This window comes from Stenotrophomonas sp. FBCC-B152 (genome assembly GCF_059134105.1).
This window is the reverse complement of the sequence record NZ_CP101442.1, coordinates 3772005-3791033: the sequence shown is the minus strand read 5'-3', so window position 1 is coordinate 3791033 and position 19029 is coordinate 3772005. Positions and strand designations below refer to the sequence as shown.

General features: G+C 68.1%; 18 protein-coding genes. 13 read left to right on the top strand and 5 right to left on the bottom strand.

Translation table 11 applies throughout. The features are described 5' to 3' along the window. Positions 1–43: 43 nt before the first annotated feature. Positions 44–673, bottom strand: coding sequence for a TIGR00645 family protein (locus tag NMB40_RS17300; protein ID WP_494359220.1), 630 nt, complete (start codon positions 671–673; stop codon positions 44–46). A 107-nt stretch (positions 674–780) separates the two neighbouring features. Between NMB40_RS17300 and NMB40_RS17295 the strand changes: the two genes are divergently transcribed. The 4 genes from NMB40_RS17295 (at position 781) to NMB40_RS17280 (ending at position 6253) form a co-directional block, all read left to right on the top strand. After that, complete coding sequence (locus NMB40_RS17295) at positions 781–1470, top strand: glutathione S-transferase N-terminal domain-containing protein (RefSeq protein ID WP_093532681.1); 690 nt, start codon at positions 781–783, stop codon at positions 1468–1470. A gap of 111 nt (positions 1471–1581) precedes the next feature. Then, positions 1582–3810: a S9 family peptidase gene (locus NMB40_RS17290; RefSeq protein WP_494359219.1), complete on the top strand. Its 2229-nt coding sequence runs from the start codon at positions 1582–1584 to the stop codon at positions 3808–3810. 37 nt (positions 3811–3847) lie between these two features. Beyond that, entirely contained in the window at positions 3848–4366 is a 519-nt protein-coding gene (locus tag NMB40_RS17285) for a cytochrome c oxidase assembly factor Coa1 family protein (RefSeq protein WP_494359218.1), read from the top strand. Between the two features lie 81 nt (positions 4367–4447). Beyond that, positions 4448–6253: a DUF885 domain-containing protein gene (locus tag NMB40_RS17280; RefSeq protein ID WP_494359217.1), complete on the top strand. Its 1806-nt coding sequence runs from the start codon at positions 4448–4450 to the stop codon at positions 6251–6253. Between the two features lie 136 nt (positions 6254–6389). Here NMB40_RS17280 and NMB40_RS17275 read toward each other — a convergent pair whose 3' ends face one another. After that, positions 6390–6848, bottom strand: a complete 459-nt coding sequence (locus NMB40_RS17275) for a hypothetical protein (RefSeq protein ID WP_282246845.1) — start codon at positions 6846–6848, stop codon at positions 6390–6392. A gap of 200 nt (positions 6849–7048) precedes the next feature. Here NMB40_RS17275 and NMB40_RS17270 point away from each other — a divergent pair, with 200 nt between their 5' ends. The 4 genes from NMB40_RS17270 to NMB40_RS17255 are packed head-to-tail and all read left to right on the top strand — an operon-like array spanning position 7049 to position 9592. Next, positions 7049–7297, top strand: a complete 249-nt coding sequence (locus NMB40_RS17270; protein WP_282246846.1) for a hypothetical protein — start codon at positions 7049–7051, stop codon at positions 7295–7297. A gap of 60 nt (positions 7298–7357) precedes the next feature. Next, entirely contained in the window at positions 7358–8275 is a 918-nt protein-coding gene (locus tag NMB40_RS17265) for a bestrophin family protein (RefSeq protein ID WP_494359216.1), read from the top strand. Positions 8276–8298: 23 nt separating this feature from the next. Continuing rightward, on the top strand, positions 8299–9288 hold the full coding sequence (gene hemB, locus NMB40_RS17260; RefSeq protein WP_494359215.1) for a porphobilinogen synthase: 990 nt from the start codon (positions 8299–8301) through the stop codon (positions 9286–9288). Between the two features lie 31 nt (positions 9289–9319). Next, positions 9320–9592, top strand: a complete 273-nt coding sequence (locus NMB40_RS17255; RefSeq protein ID WP_184125973.1) for a gas vesicle protein GvpG — start codon at positions 9320–9322, stop codon at positions 9590–9592. A 6-nt stretch (positions 9593–9598) separates the two neighbouring features. Here NMB40_RS17255 and NMB40_RS17250 read toward each other — a convergent pair whose 3' ends face one another. Then, the gene (locus tag NMB40_RS17250; RefSeq protein WP_494359214.1) at positions 9599–10465 is read right to left on the bottom strand and encodes a TolB family protein; all 867 of its coding nucleotides are present in this window, start codon (positions 10463–10465) and stop codon (positions 9599–9601) included. Positions 10466–10519: 54 nt separating this feature from the next. Between NMB40_RS17250 and aroE the strand changes: the two genes are divergently transcribed. The 3 genes from aroE (at position 10520) to dinG (ending at position 13919) form a co-directional block, all read left to right on the top strand. Further along, positions 10520–11362 (top strand): shikimate dehydrogenase, encoded by an 843-nt coding sequence (gene aroE / locus NMB40_RS17245; protein ID WP_494359213.1) that lies wholly within the window; start codon positions 10520–10522, stop codon positions 11360–11362. 2 nt (positions 11363–11364) lie between these two features. Then, entirely contained in the window at positions 11365–11709 is a 345-nt protein-coding gene (locus tag NMB40_RS17240; protein WP_448143822.1) for a hypothetical protein, read from the top strand. A gap of 107 nt (positions 11710–11816) precedes the next feature. After that, positions 11817–13919, top strand: a complete 2103-nt coding sequence (dinG, locus tag NMB40_RS17235) for an ATP-dependent DNA helicase DinG (protein WP_494359212.1) — start codon at positions 11817–11819, stop codon at positions 13917–13919. Positions 13920–14004: 85 nt separating this feature from the next. Here dinG and NMB40_RS17230 read toward each other — a convergent pair whose 3' ends face one another. Then, on the bottom strand, positions 14005–15168 hold the full coding sequence (locus tag NMB40_RS17230; protein WP_494359211.1) for a DUF418 domain-containing protein: 1164 nt from the start codon (positions 15166–15168) through the stop codon (positions 14005–14007). 2 nt (positions 15169–15170) lie between these two features. Next, a complete protein-coding gene (gene ilvD / locus NMB40_RS17225; protein ID WP_494359210.1) occupies positions 15171–17003 on the bottom strand; it encodes a dihydroxy-acid dehydratase in 1833 nt (610 codons plus the stop codon). Between the two features lie 194 nt (positions 17004–17197). Between ilvD and NMB40_RS17220 the strand changes: the two genes are divergently transcribed. Further along, the gene (locus NMB40_RS17220) at positions 17198–17761 is read left to right on the top strand and encodes a DUF1190 domain-containing protein (RefSeq protein WP_494359209.1); all 564 of its coding nucleotides are present in this window, start codon (positions 17198–17200) and stop codon (positions 17759–17761) included. Between the two features lie 4 nt (positions 17762–17765). Continuing rightward, positions 17766–18944: a glutathionylspermidine synthase family protein gene (locus tag NMB40_RS17215; protein WP_494359208.1), complete on the top strand. Its 1179-nt coding sequence runs from the start codon at positions 17766–17768 to the stop codon at positions 18942–18944. The last annotated feature ends 85 nt before the right edge of the window (positions 18945–19029 follow it).

Genomic DNA, 19029 nt, shown 5'->3' with positions numbered 1-19029 from the left:
CCCGCGCCCTGCTTTGCAGGACCGGGGCGGGCAGGGCGGGCGCTTAGTGCGCCAGCGCCTTGCTCGGGGTGTGGGCCATCAGCTTGTCGGTGTAGGCAATGCCGATCGCCGACAGGATGAATGCGGCGTGGATGATGGTCTGCCACATCACGCCATTGGAGGTCATGGTCGCGCAGGCCAGCTGCGCGTCCGGGCCGTACTTGGCCGCGACGTCCGCCGCTGCCGCGTAGTAGGCCTCGGTCTTGCACATGGGCAGGCCGTCCAGGTTGCCGGCGCCGATGAAGGTCTTGAGCAGGTGGATCGAGGAGATGCCGATGATCGACAGCGCCAGCTTCACCTTCAGCACGCTGGCATTGACGTGGCTCAGCCACTCCGGCTGGTCGGGGTGGTTCTCCAGGCGCAGGCGCGACACGAAGGTCTCGTAGCCGCCCACGATCACCATCACCAGCAGGTTGGAGATCATCACCACGTCGATCAGGCCCAGCACCAGCAGCATGATTTCCTGCTCGCCCATGCTGTTGGCCTTGTGCAGCAGGTGCCACAGCTCCTTGCCGAACAGGAACACGTAGACGCACTGCGCCAGGATCAGGCCCAGGTACAGCGGCAGCTGCAGCCAGCGCGAGGCGAAGATCAGGGACGACAGGGGGCTGATGGGCTTTTCGGTCGAGCTCATGCTGGAATGCTGCGTTGCGGGGGACGCCGCAGAGTAGCGGGCCTTCATGACCCTGCCAACCCAACTGACGCACTAGACTCGGCATTCCTGAACCGCTGGGTCCTGTCATGATCGATCTGTATTACTGGCCTACCCCGAACGGCCACAAAGTCACCCTGCTGCTGGAAGAGCTGGGCCTGCCGTACACCATCAAGCCGGTGAACATCGGCAGCGGCGACCAGTTCAAGCCCGAATTCCTCGCCATCTCCCCCAACAACAAGATGCCGGCGCTGGTGGACCACCAGCCGACCGACGGGGGCGCGCCGCAGAGCGTGTTCGAATCCGGGGCGATCCTGCTGTACCTGGCCGAGAAGACCGGGAAGTTCCTGCCGGCCGATACCCGCGGCCGGGTGGCGGTGCTGGAATGGCTGTTCTGGCAGATGGCCGGGCTGGGCCCGATGAGCGGCCAGATGGGCCATTTCAACGTGTACGCGCCCGAGCAGATTCCGTATGCCATCGAGCGCTACGGCAACGAAGTGCGCCGCCTGCATGGGGTGATGGACAAGCGCCTAGCCAGCAGCGCCTACCTGGGTGGCGACGACTACAGCATCGCCGACATGGCCAGCTACCCCTGGATCGGCGCGTACGACAAGCTGCCGGCCGATTTCGCCGCGTTCCCGAACCTGAAGCGCTGGCACGACGCCATCGCCGCGCGCCCGGCGACCCAGCGGGCCTACGCGCTGAAGCATCAGGTCAACCCGGATGCCGGCAAGCCGCTCAGCGACGAAGAGCGCAAGCACCTGTTCGGCCAGCGGTAATCGTCGGGGCGGGCACCTCCCACGGGCACCCGCCCCTCGGTTTTGGTTAGGATGGTCCGCTCCCAACCGCCCCACCGGACCGGGACCGCCCAGCCGCCGCCGGAAGATTCCATGCGCCACATTGTTGCCTCGCTCGCCCTCATGCTCGCCTCGACCACCATCGCCCACGCCGAAAAGCTCACCCTGGATGCCATCACCGGCCCGCTGCCGCTGTCCGGCCCGACCCTGATGAAGCCCAAGGTGGCGCCGGATGGCTCACGCGTGAGCTTCCTGCGCGGCAAGGAGGCCGACCGCAACCAGCTGGACCTGTGGGCGTATGACATCGCCAGCGGCCAGACCCGCCTGCTCGTCGATTCCAAGGTGGTGCTGCCCGGCGATGAAACCCTGAGCGACGCCGAAAAGGCCCGTCGCGAGCGCCAGCGCATTGCCGCCATGACCGGCATCGTGGATTACCAGTGGTCGCCCGACGCGCGCACCCTGCTGTTCCCGCTGGGCGGCGAACTGTACCTGTACGACCTGGACAAGCAGGGCAAGGCCGCCGTGCGCCAGCTCACCCACGGTGAGGGCTTCGCCACCGATGCCAAGCTGTCGCCGAAGGGCGGCTTCGTCAGCTTCGTGCGCGACCGCAACCTGTGGGTGATCGACCTGGCCAGCGGCCGCCAGCTGCAGCTCACCCGCGACGGCAGCGAGACCATCGGCAATGGCGTGGCCGAATTCGTCGCCGACGAGGAAATGGACCGCCACACCGGTTACTGGTGGGCGCCGGACGACTCGGCCATCGCCTTTGCCCGCATCGACGAATCGCCGGTGCCGGTGCAGAAGCGCTATGAGATGTATGCCGACCGCACCGAAATGATTGAACAGCGTTACCCGGCCGCCGGCGACCACAACGTCACCGTCAAGCTGGGGGTGATCGCCCCGCGCGCCGATGCCGCCGCGCGCTGGGTCGACCTGGGCCGCAATGCGGACATCTACCTGGCCCGCGTGGATTGGCGTGACCCGCAGCACCTCACCTTCCAGCGCCAGTCGCGCGACCAGAAGACCCTGGAGCTGGTCCAGGCCGACCTGGAGAGCGGCAAGCAGCGCACCCTGGTGACCGAAACTTCGCCAACGTGGGTGCCGCTGCACAACAGCCTGCATTTCCTCAAGCAGGGCGGCTTCCTGTGGTCGTCCGAGCGCAGCGGTTTCCAGCACCTGTACCGCGTGTCCGATGACGGCAAGACGGTGACCGCGCTGACCAGTGGTAACTGGCCGGTGGACGAACTGCTGGCGGTGGACGAAGACGCCGGCAAGGTCTACTTCCGCGCCGGGGTGGATTCCTCGCGCGAAAGCCAGCTCTACGCCGTGCCGCTGCAGGGTGGGGCGCTGCAGCGCCTGTCCAGCGAACCGGGCATGCACAGCGCCAGCTTCGCGAAGAATGCCAGCGTGTACGTGGACAGCTGGTCCAACACCACCACGCCGCCGCAGATCGCCCTGCACCGCGCCACTGGTGAAAAGATCGCCACGCTGGTGGAAAACAACCTGGCCGATCCCAGCCACCCGTACGCGCGCTACCTGGACGCGCAGCGCCCGGTCACCTTCGGCACGCTCACCGCTGCCGATGGCCGCACCCCGCTGCACTTCAGCCTGATCACCCCGGCCGGTTTCGACCCGGCCAAGCGCTACCCGGTGGTGGTGTACGTGTATGGCGGCCCGGCCAGCCAGACCGTCACCGACAGCTGGCCCGGTCGTGGCGACCACCTGTTCAACCAGTACCTGGCCCAGCAGGGCTACGTGGTGTTCTCGCTGGACAACCGCGGCACCCCGCGCCGTGGCCGCGATTTCGGTGGTGCGCTGTACGGCGTGCAGGGCACGGTGGAAGTGGCCGACCAGCTCAAGGGCGTGGCATGGCTCATGCAGCAGCCGTGGGTGGACCCGGCGCGCATCGGCGTGCAGGGCTGGTCCAACGGCGGCTACATGACCCTGATGCTGCTGGCCAAGGCGTCGGACCAGTACGCCTGCGGCGTGGCCGGCGCGCCGGTCACCGACTGGGGCCTGTACGACACCCACTACACCGAGCGCTACATGGACCTGCCGGCGCGCAACGCCAAGGGCTATGAAGAAGCGCGCGTGCTGGCCCACATCGACGGCCTGCGTTCGCGCCTGCTGCTGATCCACGGCATGGCCGACGACAACGTGCTGTTCACCAACTCCACCGCGCTGATGAGCGCGCTGCAGAAGCGTGGCCAGCCTTTCGAACTGATGACCTACCCGGGCGCCAAGCACGGCCTGTCCGGCAGCAATGCACTGCACCGTTACCGCCTGGCCGAAGACTTCCTGGGTCGCTGCCTGACGCCGTAACGCACCTGCATTGACCGGGCTGCCAAGGAGGACGCCGATGCCCCACCCCCCCACGATCCCCGGCGCGCCGCGCGCCGGCTGGTGGTGCCGTCATTGGCGCTGGGCCATGCCGTTGGCGGTGCTGGCAGCGCTGCTGGTGGTTGCGGCGCTGCTCTGGCTGGGGCTGAGCCAATGGTCGCACTGGAGCCGGAGCAGCGAGCCGTACCAGGAAGCCATGCGCCGCGCGCGCTGCAGCATCGAACTGGTGGCAGTGCTGGGCGAGCCGATCCAGGACGGCTTCCTGCCCACTGGCAGCATGCAACGCAGCGCCGGGGGCGGAGGTTCCAGTGACTTCGTGGTGGCGCTGTCCGGCCCGCGCGGCACCGCCGAGCTGTACCTGGAAGCGCATCGCGAGAAGGGCCGGTGGGACTACCCGCTGCTGTACGTGATCACCGGCCAGGACGAAGCCATCGACCTGACCGCGCTGGACGATGCCGAAGCGGCTGGCCTGTGCGCACTGCAGGACTGCCGCGAGCAGGGCCACTGCCCGCTGCCGGGCGGGCGCTGGGGCAGCTGAGCGGCGGCCATGACCTCCGGCCGATTGCCGCTGCCCCCCTGAGTGCGTAGGGTCGCAGGCAACCGCTCACTGGAGTCCTGCATGAAGCCGCTTGCCCTTGCCGTCGCGTTGGCCCTTTCCGTCCCCGCCGCGCTCAGTGCGCCGCCGGCCTTCGCTGCCGCTCCTGCCGCCACCAAGGCCCCGGCCAGTGCGGCCTGGGTGACCCGCAGCAACGAACTGGCGCAGATCCTGCTCGACGCGCAGGGCCCGTTCCAGCCGGAAGAGACCGGCTTCTTCGGTGTGCCGGGCTACGACGACAAGGTGGCCGATTTCGGTCCGGACAACGGCAAGCGCTACCGCGCCGCGATGGCCAAGGCGCGCGACCAGCTCAAGGCCAAGCTGGCCACCGAGCGCGACCCGAACGTGCGCCAGGACCTGGCGATCATGATCGCTGCGGCCGACGAGAACATCGAAGGCAGCGAACTCAACGAAAAGTACCTGCTGCCGTGGAGCGACACGCCGCAGACGGTGTTCAGTGGCATCAACCTGCTGCTGTCCGACCAGGTGCCGGCCGAGCGCCGCGCCAAGGCGCTGGACCGCCTGAAGGCCTACGCCGGCCTGGCCCCGGGCAGCACCGCCATCACCACGCTGTCGCGCCAGCGCTATGAAGAGCGCCTGGCCGACAAGACCCTGCTGCAGCCGACGAAGATCGAGGTCGAGCAGTCGCTGGCCAACGTCGATACCTACATCACCGGCATCGAAAAGCTGTTCGACAAGTACAAGGTCGCCGGTGCCGACGAGGCGCTGAAGACCATCGCCACCCAGCTGCTCGAGTACCGCGACTGGACCAGGAGCGAGGTGCTGCCCAAGGCACGTGCCGATGCGCGCCTGCCCGAGCCGCTGTACGCGTTCCAGCTCAAGCGCGTGGGCATCGACATCGACCCCAAGCTGCTGATGCAGCGGGCGCAGCTGGAATTCATGGAAACCCGTTCGGCGATGCGCCAGCTGGCGCCGCTGGTGGTGAAGGCCAAGGGCCTGAAGGTGGCCGACCCGACCGACCCGGTGGCGGTGATCCGCGCGCTGAAGGGCGACAAGATCGCCGACGACCAGCTTGAGCACCACTACCGTGGCGTGATCGATGCGATCGACCCGATCATCCGCGCGCAGAAGATCGTGGACGTGCCGCAGCGCCCGATGCAGATGCGGCTGGGTTCGGCCGCCGAAAGCGCTGCCTCGCCGGCCCCGCACTTCCTGCCGGCGCCGCTGGTGGGCAACACCGGCCAGCAGGGCACCTTCGTGCTGCCGCTGGGCAACCCGGCCGCCGGCGACAAGGCCGCGCAGTACGACGACTTCAACTTCGGCTCGGCCGCGTGGACCCTGAGCGCGCACGAAGGCCGCCCGGGCCATGAGCTGCAGTTCACCGCAATGGTGGAGCGCGGCGTGTCACTGGCGCGCACGATGTTCGCGTTCAACTCGGTCAATGTGGAAGGCTGGGCGCTGTATGCCGAAGCCGAGATGGTGCCGTACGAGCCGCTGGACGGGCAGCTGATCGCCCTGCAGTTCCGGCTGCTGCGCGCCGCGCGCGCGATGCTCGACCCGATGCTCAACCTGGGCCTGATCGACCGGGCCAAGGCCGAGCGCGTGCTGATCGACGAAGTGGGCCTGTCGCAGGCGATGGCCACCCAGGAACTGGACCGCTACATGGTGCGGTCGCCGGGCCAGGCGGGCAGCTACTTCTACGGTTACACCCGGATCCTGGAACTGCGCATGCAGACCGAGCTGGCGCTGGGCGCGAAGTTCGACCGCCTGGCGTTCAACAACTTCCTGCTCGACCAGGGCCTGCTGCCGCCGGACCAGCTGGCCAAGGCGGTCAACGAGGTCTTCATTCCGCGGTACAAGGCGAAGTAATCGCCTCCGCGTGGGCCACGACCAACGGTCGTGGCCTACCCAACGTGGTCGCATGTACGCCCCGGCGGATGATATGTACGTTCCGGCCAAACATGGGCGCCTCTGGTAGGTCACGACCGTTGGTCGTGACCCGCTTTCACCGGGTCGGCGTGATCGTCTGCACCGGCAGGCGGTCCGCCGGTGGCGGGTTGGGAACCCAGATGGCGACGCCGGCCGCGCGCTTCTGCGTGGTCGGAATGCCGATGCCCACGCCGCCGCCGCTGTGCGAGCCGTAGCTGCCGCCGCCTACGGACAGGCCGCCGCCTGAGCTGCTGGACTCCACGCCCATCAGGATCACCCCGTTGGCGCCGAGCGCGGCCGCTTCCTTCTTCAGCCGCATCACCGCCGCATCGGTCTGGCCCTGGGTGCCGAAGCCTGCGGCGCTGGTGGACTCCAGCTGGGCGATTTCAATCGAACCCGGCGGTGGAGTGGAATAGATCTGCACCAGCGCCGGATCGGTGGGCGCACGGGTCTGGCCCAGCATCACCTTGGAAGTGCTGGCGCAGCCGGTCACGGCCAGCAGAACGCCGAGCAGCGGAAGGAGTCGAATGTTCATGGGTTCACCCTTGTTCGGCCTGGTCGGCCTGCGCCTGGATCATCCGGGCCGGCCACTGAATCGGCGCCAACCCCGTTCTGGCGAACGTTAACACCGCCGGGGTGAGCCTGCCGCATCCCGTTCTTGCCGCCGCCATCACGCGCCACTGGCACGGGGGTCGCTACGCTGCCGCCAGCATTTTCAGGTTAGGGGAGCGGGGCATGGGGTTGATCAGTTTGTTGTGGGGCGTAGTGGCCCTGTTGTGGATGATCCTGGCCCTGATCCCGCTGCTGGGCTGGGGCAACTGGTTCCTGATCCCGTTCGCCGCGGTCGGTGCAGTCATCGGCGCGCTGGGCATCCTGTTCACCCACCCGACCAAGCGCGGCCGCGCATGGACCGGGCTGCTGCTCAATGCGGTCGTGGTGGTGGTGGGCATCGTCCGCCTGTCCATTGGCGGCGGGATCATCTGACTGCGACACCCCGTCGCACCTGCCGGGTTGCCGCACCCAAGGGCGTAGAATGACCGCCCCATGATCATTCGTCCCCGCCCCCACGGCTGGCAGCTGCTGTACATCCTGCGCGGCTCCATCGTGCCTGCCATCGCGCCAAAGGTGGCCGCCATCTTCGTGCTGGCCGTCGCGGTCGCCACGTTCGCCGAACTGGCCCACCCGCCAGGCATCGAGCGCGTCTCGGTCGCGCCGTTCACCCTGCTGGGCCTGGTGCTGTCCATCTTCCTGAGCTTCCGCAACAACGCCTGCTTCGACCGCTGGTGGGAAGGGCGCAAGCTGTGGGGCCAGCTCATCTATGAATCGCGCAGCCTGGCGCGGCTGTGCAGCACGCTGCTGGCCGCACAACCGGCACGCGCCGACCGCATCTGCCGCCTGGCCATCGCCTTCGCGCATGCGCTGGCCGCGCGCCTGCGCGGGCAGGACGCCGCGCTGGCCGGGCTGCCCTGGGTGCCTGAGGCGGATCGCGAGCGCTACGCGCAGCGCCAGAACGTGCCGGACCAGCTGCTGGCGATGATCGCGGTGGAAACCACCGCCGCGCTGCGCGCCGGTGAGATCGACACCATCCTGTATGCCCAGTTCGAAACCCGCCTGCATGCGCTGTCCAGCATCCAGGCCGGCTGCGAACGCATCCTGCTCACCCCGCTGCCGTTCGCCTACACCCTGCTGCTGCACCGCTGCGCGTGGATGTTCTGCGTGCTGCTGCCGTTCGGCCTGGCCAGCTCGCTGGGCTGGGCCACCCCGGTGGTGTCGGCGGTGCTGGCCTATGCCTTCTTCGGGCTGGACCAGCTGGGCGAGGAAATGGAAGAGCCGTTCGGGCTGGAACCCAACGACCTGCCGCTGGATGCGATGGTGCGCACCATCGAAATCGACCTGCTCGACAGCCTGGGCGTGCGCCCGCTGCCGGAACCCCTGCAACCGCAGCGCTACCTGCTGCAGTAACCCGACACTGCCCGGAGCATTCCATGGCCCACCCCGACTATCGCCCCCGCCGCATGCGCCACGACGAGTTCTCGCGCCGGCTGATGCGCGAAAACACGCTGACCACCGACGACCTGATCTACCCCGTGTTCGTCCACGAGCTGGCCGGGCGCGCCCCGGTGGCGTCGATGCCGGGCGTGGAACGGCTGTCGATCGATGAGCTGCTGAAAGTGGCCGAGGAAGCGCTGGAACTGGGCATTCCGGTGATCGACCTGTTCCCGGTGATCGACCCGGCCGGCAAGAGCCTGGATGCGGCCGCCGCATGGGACGAGAACGGCTTGGCGCAGCGGGCGATCCGCGCGCTGAAGTCGCGCTTCCCCGAGCTGGGGGTGATGACCGACGTGGCGCTGGACCCGTACACCACCCACGGCCAGGACGGGATCATCGATGACAAGGGCTACGTGCTCAACGACATCACCGTGCAGGCACTGGTGAAGCAGTCGTTGTCGCATGCCGAAGCCGGCGTGGACATCGTGTCGCCGTCGGACATGATGGACGGCCGCATCGGCGCCATCCGCCGCGCGCTGGATGCCAACAGCCACGTCAACGTGCGCATCATGGCCTATTCGGCCAAGTACGCCTCGGCGTTCTACGGCCCGTTCCGAGACGCCGTGGGCAGCTCGGCCAGCCTGGGCAAGGCCGACAAGAAGACCTATCAGATGGACCCGGCCAACGGCGACGAGGCCATGCGCGAAATCGCGCTGGACCTGGAAGAGGGCGCGGACATGGTGATGGTCAAGCCGGGCATGCCCTACCTGGACCTGGTGCGCCGGGTGAAGCAGCAGTTCGGCGTGCCGACGTTCGCCTACCAGGTCAGTGGCGAGTACGCGATGATGAAAGCCGCGTTCGCCAATGGCTGGCTGGACGAACGCGCCTGCGTGCTGGAGTCGCTGATCGGCTTCAAGCGCGCCGGTGCCGATGGCGTGCTGACCTATTTCGCACCGCAGGTGGCGCGTTGGCTGCGCGAACGCTGACAATACGCGTCAACACGCAGACAGGAGCAGGATGATGCAGACGATGGGATGGGTGCAGTGGCTGACCTGGGGCACCGGCGTGCTGGTGTTCGCGGTGGTGATCGGCCTGGTCATCCGCGGCGTGCTGCGTGCCGCCCGGCGCGCGCCCGAACAACCCTCGGCCGCCGCCCGCCTGGCCCGCGAAGCCAACCTGCCGCCTGCCGTGCAGGCGCAGCTGGCCGCGCTGAACCAGCGCAAGGACAATGGCGAGATCAGCGAAACCGAGTACGAGCAGCAGCGCGCCGCGTTGCTGCGCGCGTACTGAACACCCTCACCGGCAGCCAGCCACCGCGGGTGTGCGCAACCTGTACAGATCCAACCCGCCGGCCTTCGGCGACCGCGCCTGCCCAGCCACCACCATCTCGCTGGGCTTGGATGCATCCACCACCGGCGCACGGGTCTGCCCGTCGGCGGTATTGAACGACAACCCCAGCGGTTCGGCCGGCTTGCGGTAATCGCAGCCCGCCACCCACACCTGCGAATGGCCCCCCGCCACCCGGGTCAGTGCCAGCGCCCCGCCGTTGCCCAGCCAGTCGCCGCCCAGCTCATCGGCCGCACTGTTGAGCGGCGCCGGCAACGGCGTCGCGGCGTTGAACCCGCGTCCCTGCGCGGTCGCCACGTACAGATCGAACCCACCCTGGGTACCTTTCCCATTACGGGCGAACAGCAGCACCTGCCCATCCGGCCGCACCGCCGGGTGGCGCTCATCGGCCGCCGTGTTGACCGTCACCGGCATCGTCAGCACGGTGCCGAAGCTGCCGTCCTCGCGGATCATCACCCCGTACAGGTCGAACCCACCGCTCCCGCTGCCGCCGTTGGAGGCGAAGTACAGCCAGGCCCCGTCATGGCTGAAGAACGGGTCCACGTCATCCCCGGCAGTGTTGAACGCCAGCGGCGCCGGGTCCTGCCAGCGGCCGTCGCGCAGCGTGGCCTGCCACAGGTCCCAGCCGCCGGCCCCGCCGGGCCGGTCGCTGGCCCAGATGATGCGCTTGCCATCCGGCGCGATGGTCGCCTGGGCCTCGTTGGCCTTGGTCGACACCACCCCCATGCCTTCGATGCCGAACTCGGAAAGCGCCATCGCGCCCGGTGCGGAGAGTAAACTCAGGCTCAGCGCGAGCAGAGACAAGGGAGTGCGCATAGTCGCTTCCATTGGGGTTTGCGTTTCAATCCAGGCCCGGAGTTTAAGACACCCATGACCGCCCGTTACGCCGTATTCGGCCAGCCCATCGCCCACTCGCAGTCGCCGCACATCCATGCCGCGTTCGCCCGCCAGGAGGGCATCGCGCTGGATTACCGCGCCATTGAAGCGGCACCGGCCGACTTCCCGGCCGCGCTGGAGGCGTTCGCCGCCGACGGTGGCGTGGGCGCCAACGTCACCGCGCCGCTGAAGGAGATCGCCTTCGGGCTGTGCAGGACGTTCACCTCGCGCGCCAAGCTGGCCGGTTCGGTCAACACGCTGCTGCGCAAGGGCGACTACTGGCACGGCGACACCACCGATGGCGTGGGCCTGGTGCGCGACCTCACCGACCGCCACAGCCTCGACCTGCGCGGCCGCCGCGTGCTGCTGCTCGGCGCGGGTGGCTCGGCACGCAGCGTGGCCCCGGCCCTGCTGGATGCCGGCATCCGCGAACTGGTGGTGGTCAACCGCACCCCCGAGCGTGCCGACGAGCTGAGCGATGCGATCGGCGAGCCCGGCCGCGTGCTGACGCATTACTGGGAACGCATGGACGAACTCGGCGACTTCGAACTGATCGTCAACGCCACCTCCGCCGGCCGTGATCGCGATGAAGAGTTCAAGCTGCCGCTGTCGCTGGTCAACAGCATGACCACCGCCGTGGACCTGAATTACGGGGAAGCCTCCTTCGCCTTCCTGGCCTGGGCCCGCGCCGCACAGTGCCGCAACATGGTGGATGGCCTGGGCATGCTGGTCGAGCAGGCCGCCACCAGCTTCCAGCAGTGGCACGAAGTGCGCCCGGAAACCGACCCGGTCTATGCCGAGCTGCGCGCGAAGAACGCGCTGGCGGGTGAAGAGTGAACATGGACCTGCTGCTCAGCCTGCTGGGCATGGCCGCGCTGCGCCTGCCGGTGCTGATCGCGCTGGCGGTATCGCTGGTGTGGGTGGTGGATGCCCCGCGCGGCACCATCCGCAGCGTGGCGCTGTGGTCGCTGGCCCTGTTGCTGCTGGCCAGCCTGGCCGGGCTGGCCCTCAACGTCGTGCCGACCTGGCTGGTCCAGCGCGGCGAGTACGGCAACGTGCAGATGCTGTCGTGGCTGCTGCGCGGCGGCCACTTCCTCATCGGCCTGGTGGATGCGCTGGGCACGGTGCTGCTGGTGTGGGCGATGACCCGCGCGCTGCGCAATCGCACCGCCCCGGCGGCCTGAGCGGGCGACCCCGGTCACGGAACTGAACCGGCGCGGAAAAATCCGCGCCGGCCGCAGGCCCCGGGCATGAGAAAATACCCGCCTGATCCAGGCAGGACCTCCCCGGCGTGACCGAAAAAGTTGAAGCCCCGCGCGCGCTGAACGACGAGCTCAAGACCGTCATCCGCGATGCCTACGCCAAGCTGCAGGCCAATACCCCCGGCTTCAGCACGCGGCGTTCGCAGAGCCAGATGATCGGCGTGGTCTCGCGTGCGCTGTCGCAGAGCGGCGGGGTAGGCGTGGTCGAAGCGCCCACCGGCGTGGGCAAGAGCCTGGGCTACCTCACCGCCGGCGTGCCGATCGCGCTGGCCACGAAGAAGAAGCTGGTGATCAGCACCGGCACCGTGGCGCTGCAGTCGCAGCTGGTCGAGCGCGACATCCCGAACTTCCTCAAGGCCACCGGCCTGGAGGCCACCGTGGCGCTGGCCAAGGGCCGCACCCGCTACCTGTGCACGCGCAACGCCGCCGAAGCGCATGGCGATGGCGCGCAGGAAGGCATGTTCGAGGACGAGCAGCCACTGTTCGACCGCCCGCTGGCGCCGATCGAAATGGACCTGGCGCAGAAGCTGAGCAGGGATTTCGTCGAAGGCCGCTGGAACGGCGACCTGGACAACGCGCCGGATACCATCAGCCCCTCGCTGCGTTCGCGCATCACCACCCCGGCGTCGGGCTGCGCGGGCCGCAAGTGCGCCTACTCGGCGCAGTGCGCGGTGCTGCGCGCACGCACCACCGTGCGCGATGCGCAGATCGTGGTGACCAACCACGCGTTGCTGCTGTCGGCGCTCTCCATTGGCGAAAGCGACAACGGCCAGCCGCTGATCGCACCGCCCTCGGACATGCTGCTGGTGCTCGACGAAGGCCACCACATCGGCAACGTGGCCATCGACCAGGGCGCGGCCAGCCTGGCCCTGGATGAAATGGCCAAGCGCACCGGCCGCCTGCAGATCCTGATTGCCGCCGCCTACCGCGCGGTGGACAAGGACAAGCTGGGCAACCTGCTGCCCAACGAAGCCATCGACGTGGCGGCGCGGGTCAGCAAGCAGCTGCGCGCGTTCCGCGATGTGATCGACCGCAGCTGGCAACCGGACCCGACCGCGCAGGAGCCGATGTGGCGCGCGCCGAACGGGCGCCTGCCGGACATCTGGATGGCCGACATCGAAGCGCTGGCCGACGACACCCGCGCGCTGTTCAACTGGGCCCACGCCGCACAATCCCAGGTGGCCAAGGGCAAGCCCGAAGACGCCGCGCGCGAGCGCCTGCAGCGCACGCTGGGCATGGCGCTGGAAATGATCGAACAGCAGCACAACCTGTGGACCGCCTGGCGCCGCGAAGACAAGGACGGCCAGCCGCCGTTCGCGCGCTGGGTGACGCTGTCGCGCGATGGCGACCTGATCCTGCACGGCTCGCCCGTGTCGGCCGCCAACGTGCTGCGCAAGCTGCTGTGGGACGAAGTGGATTCGGTGGTGATGACCTCGGCCACGCTCACCGGCGGTGGCGACTTCCAGGCGCTGGCGATTGATAACGGCATTCCCAACGAAGCCGAGATGGTCTCGCTGGCCTCGCCGTTCGACCTGCCCAACCAGGCCGAGCTGATCGTGCCCAACTTCCCGGTCACCCCGGACGACCGCGAGCGGCACCCGAAGGAAGTCGCCAAGTACCTGGTCAAGGAACTGGACTGGAGCAAGGGCAGCATCGTGCTGTTCACCTCGCGCTGGAAGATGGAAAAAGTGGCGGAGCTGATGCCGGCCGCGCAGCGCAAGCAGGTGCTGGTGCAGGGCGAAACGGCCAAGCAGAAGATGATCGACGAGCACCTGCGGCGCACCTCGGCGGGCGAGGGCTCGGTGCTGTTCGGGCTGAATTCGTTCGGCGAAGGCCTGGACCTGCCTGGCGAAGCCTGCACCACGGTGGTGATCACCCAGGTACCGTTCGCGGTGCCGACCGATCCGCAGACCTCCACCCTGAGCGAATGGTTTGAAAGCCGCGGGTTGAACGCCTTCAACCTGATCGCCATCCCGCACGCGCTGCGTACGCTGACCCAGTTCGCCGGCCGCCTGATCCGCACCTCCACCGACACCGGCCGCGTGATCATCCTCGACTCGCGCCTGATCAGCCGCCGCTACGGCAAGCGCATCATCGACGCGTTGCCGCCGTTCAAGCGGGTCATCGGCTGACGGGCATCCCGTGGGACACGCATGGCGTGTCGCTACGTGGTCAACGGTGCGTAGGGACACGCCATGCGTGTCCAGCGCGGTGAATCTACGCGCGACGCATCGGCAGCCGCTTCCCATCCCCCAGGCTGCGCCACAGCCACTCCGCCGGGCCGAAGTAGTACCGCTGCAGCCACCACGCACTCAGCCACAGCTGCAGCGGAAACACGATGGCCGCCACCAGCAGCACCGGCCACAGGCCCTGCGAGGGACCGATGCCAGCCCCGAACCCGGCAAACAGCGGCACGCACACCAGGCTCTGCAGCAGGTAGTTGCTCAGCGTCATGCGCCCGGCCGGCACCAGCACACGCAACCCGCGCTCGGCCCACGGCCGCAGGTACAGCAGCGCGAACCCGCAGGCGATGGCGATGCCCAGCGCCAGCGGCGCCACCCGGTAGCTCACCCGCAGCAGATAGCCCGGCACCCCCTCGCGCAGCAGTGGCCATTCGGCCTTCATCGTCGGCGCAGCGGCCTCGATGCACAGGAACATCAATCCAACCACTGCGCCACCCACGCACAGGCCCCACAGCAGCGGCAGGTGCTGTTCGGGGCGCTGTAACAGCCCCCGGCGCCCTGCCCAGTAGCCCAGCAGGAAGCGGCCCAGCACGAACAGCAGCAGCGCCCAGTTGGTCAACCGCACCCACCCTCCCAGCACCAGGTTCTGCCACCACGCCTGCCAGAGCGTGCCACTGGACAGGGCTTCGAACGCATTTCCATACATCTGCGCACGCGGCGCCAGCGTCATCACCCACTCGCGCATCCACGGCGACAGCAGCGGCGGCAGGAACAGCGCGAACACCAGCCCGGCAAGCACCAGCCCGCGGTTGCCCAGATGCCGGAACAACGGAAGCAGCAGGCCCACCAGCGCATAGGTCAGCAGGATGTCGCCCCACCACAGCACCGTGGCGTGCAGCAGCCCGATCAGTGCCAACGCGCCCATCCGGCGCAGGTGCGGAACCACCCCAGGGCGCATTTCCATCTGCATCGCAAAGCCCATGCCGAACAGCAGCGAGAAGATCGTCACCGCCTTCATATCCACCAGCCAGCCCATCCCGGTGCGCAGCGCATGATCCAGCGCAGCACTCGGCAGCGCCTGCTGCGCGGCCTCATCCAGCAAGGCATCCAGCGAATAGAACCGCAGGTTGACCAGGAACACGCCCAGCAGCGCGAACCCGCGCAACGCATCGATCAGCGGTTGGCGGGGCGGTCGCAACGCTACACCTTGCTCAGATCCCGCACCGCGCCCTTGTCCGCACTGGTCGCCAACAACGCATAGGCCTTGAGCGCGCCGGTCACCTTGCGCGGGCGCGCCTCGCGCGGCTTCCACCCCAACGCATCCTGCTCCGCACGGCGCGCCGCCAACGTCGCGGCATCCACCAGCACATCAATCCGCCGCGCCGGAATATCGATCCGGATCCGGTCGCCATCGCGCACCAATCCAATCGTGCCGCCCGCCGCCGCTTCCGGCGACGCATGCCCGATCGACAGCCCGGACGTACCGCCCGAGAACCGCCCATCGGTCAGCAGCGCACACTGTTTGCCCAGCCCCTTCGATTTCAGGTAGCTGGTCGGGTACAGCATTTCCTGCATGCCCGGCCCACCGCGCGGGCCCTCATAGCGGATCACCACCACGTCGCCCGCGCCCACTTCATCGGCCAGGATGCCCTGCACGGCCGCGTCCTGGCTTTCGAACACCTTCGCATTGCCCTCGAACACGTGGATGGACTCATCCACACCGGCGGTCTTCACCACGCAGCCATCCTCGGCCAGGTTGCCGCGCAGCACCGCCAGCCCACCTTCGGCCGAGTACGCGTGCGCCACATCGCGGATGCAGCCATCGGCGCGATCCAGGTCCAGTGACGGCCAGCGCGTGGCCTGGCTGAAAGCCACCTGGGTGGGAATGCCGGCCGGGCCGGCACTGAAGAATTCGTGCACGCCGGCATCGTCGGTCACCGCCACGTCCCAGCGCGCAATCGCGTCGGCCAGGGTGCGGCTGTGCACGGTGGGCACCTCGGTATGCAGCAGCCCGCCGCGCGCCAGCGACCCCAGGATCGCGAACACGCCACCGGCGCGGTGCACGTCCTCCATGTGGTACTTGGGCGTGTTCGGCGCCACCTTGCACAGCTGCGGCACCCGCCGCGACAGCGCATCGATGGCGTGCAGGTCGAAGTCCACTTCGGCTTCCTGCGCGGCCGCCAGCAGGTGCAGGATGGTGTTGGTGGAACCGCCCATGGCGATATCCAGCGTCATCGCATTCTCGAACGCGGCATGGGTGGCAATGCCGCGCGGCAGCGCCGTGGCATCTTCGCCGCCATACCAACGGTGGCACAGCTCCACCACCAGCCGGCCGGCACGGCGGAACAGCTGCTCGCGGTCGGCGTGGGTGGCCAGGGTCGAGCCGTTGCCCGGCAGCGACAGCCCCAGCGCTTCAGTGAGGCAGTTCATCGAGTTGGCGGTGAACATGCCCGAGCACGACCCGCAGGTGGGGCAGGCGCTGCGCTCGTACTCGGCCACCTTTTCATCGGAGGCGCTGGCGTCGGCGGCGATCACCATCGCATCCACCAGGTCCAGCTTGTGCTCGGCCAGCCGGGTCTTGCCCGCTTCCATCGGCCCGCCGGACACGAACACCACCGGGATGTTCAGCCGCAGCGCGGCCATCAGCATGCCGGGGGTGATCTTGTCGCAATTGGAAATGCACACCAGCGCATCGGCGCAGTGCGCGTTGACCATGTACTCGACCGAGTCGGCGATGATCTCGCGGCTGGGCAGGGAATACAGCATGCCGTCGTGGCCCATGGCGATGCCGTCATCCACCGCGATGGTGTTGAACTCCTTGGCTACGCCGCCCACCTGTTCGATCTCGCGCGCCACCAGCTGGCCCAGGTCCTTGAGGTGCACATGGCCGGGCACGAACTGGGTGAATGAATTGGCGATGGCGATGATCGGCTTGTGGAAGTCGGCATCGGTCATCCCGGTGGCACGCCACAGGGCGCGGGCGCCGGCCATGTTGCGGCCGGCGGTGGAGGTACGGGAGCGGTATTCAGGCATGGGGGCTGGCAGGATCTGGCGGGCCGTGGGGGCGCGTTGCCACTCGATTCTGCCCAAAAATTCCGGTTGCTGTTGCAACCGTCCGGGCGGCCGATCCTGAAACGCCGTTCATCTTTTCGACTTTGCCGGTTTTGGTTGTTGGCGGCGATCAGGCATGATTGAGGGGATAACCGTAAAAAAGGGGGCACGACGCCATGAAACGTTCCAGGACCACCGCACTGCTGCTGATGAGCGCCGCACCGCTGCTGTTCACCGCCTGCCAGAAGGATGAGGCGGTGCAGGTGCAGGAGGGGCTGTACACCTCGGTGCAGGCCTGTACCGACGCCACCGGTGACCCGTCCGCCTGCCGCACGGCATTTGCCGAGGCGCAGAAGCAGTCGGCCGACGCGGCCCCCAAGTACGCCTCGCGTGCCGAATGCGAAGCCGAGTACAACGCCGAACAGTGCGTGGAACAGAAGACCTCCACTGGCCATTCGTTCATCGGCCCGGTGATGATGGGCTTCTTCATGTCGCAGATGCTCAGCAACCGTGGCGCCGGCCTGGCGCAGGCCCCGGCCGCGAGCCCGGCCTACCAGGACAAGGCCAAGGGCTGGGCGCGCCCGGCCCCGGGCGGCAGCGGCGGGCTGAACACCGCCAGCGGCATCGGCGCCGGCAAGGCCGGCCTGGCCCCGGTCACCAGCACCCCCAACCGTGCCGTTACCGCCAGCCGCGGCGGCTTCGGCAACACCAGCAGCAGCCGCAGCAGCTACGGCGGTTGATGCAATGAAGCGTGTGCGAATCGACGAGCGCAGCCAGTGGCGCGCGCGTGCCGCCGAATCCGGTTTCCGCTTCCACACCATCGACGGCCTGCCGTACTGGGATGAAACCGCGTACTACGCCTTCACCCTGCGCCAGATCGAGCAGGACATCGAAGACCCCAGCGCCGAGCTGCATGCGATGGCGATGGAACTGGTGGACGAGGTGGTGCGCAGCGAACAGCTGATGGACCAGCTGGCGATTCCGCCCGCGTTCCGCGACTGGATCGCCAACAGCTGGCGCCGTGGCGAGCCGCACCTGTACGGCCGGCTGGACTTCGCCTATGACGGCACCGGTCCGGCCAAGCTCTACGAGCTCAATTACGACACGCCGACCTCGCTGTTCGAGGCGTCGTTCTTCCAGTGGCAGTGGCTGGAAGACCAGCGCAACCAGAACCGCCTGCCGCCGCAGGCCGACCAGTTCAACGCCATCCATGAGGCGCTGGTGGAGCGCTTCGGTCAGCTGTCGGCGCAGTTGCCGCCGCCGCTGTACTTCAGCGCCGTGGGCGCGTCGGAAGAAGACCAGGGCACCGTGGCCTACCTGCGCGACTGCGCGGCCCAGGCCGGGCTGCGCGGCGAGGCGATCGCGATCGAGGACATCGGGCTGTCCGAGGATGGCCGTTTCACCGCGCTCGATGACACGGTGATCGGCAGCCTGTTCAAGCTGTACCCGTTGGAAGACCTTATGACCGAATCGTTCGGCCAGGCACTGCCCGGCTCGGGCGTGCAGCTGCTGGAACCGGCGTGGAAGGCGATCCTGAGCAACAAGGGCGTGCTGCCGTTGCTGTGGGATCGCCACCGCGGCCACCCGAACCTGCTGGCGGCCGAGTTCGATGACGGCAGCCCGCTGCCGGCCGGTTGGGTACGCAAACCGCTGTTCTCGCGCGAAGGCGCCAACGTGGCCATGCACCTGGCCGATGGCAGCTGGCAGGAAAGCGAAGGCCCGTACACCGGCCCGGCGATCCGCCAGGCCGCGCACCCGCTGACGTCGTTCGACGGCGGTTACCCGCTGATCGGCAGCTGGATCGTGGGCGACCAGGCCTGCGGCATGGGCATCCGCGAAGACAACAGCCGGATCACCCGCGACAGCGCCCGTTTCGTGCCGCACGCGATCATCGACGAAGCGCCGACGCGCATCTACGTGTAATAGGTCAACGGCGTCACGACCAACGGTCGTGACCTACCGGCGGTACCGGCGGACACCGACCGGTAGGTATCGACCGTTGGTCGAT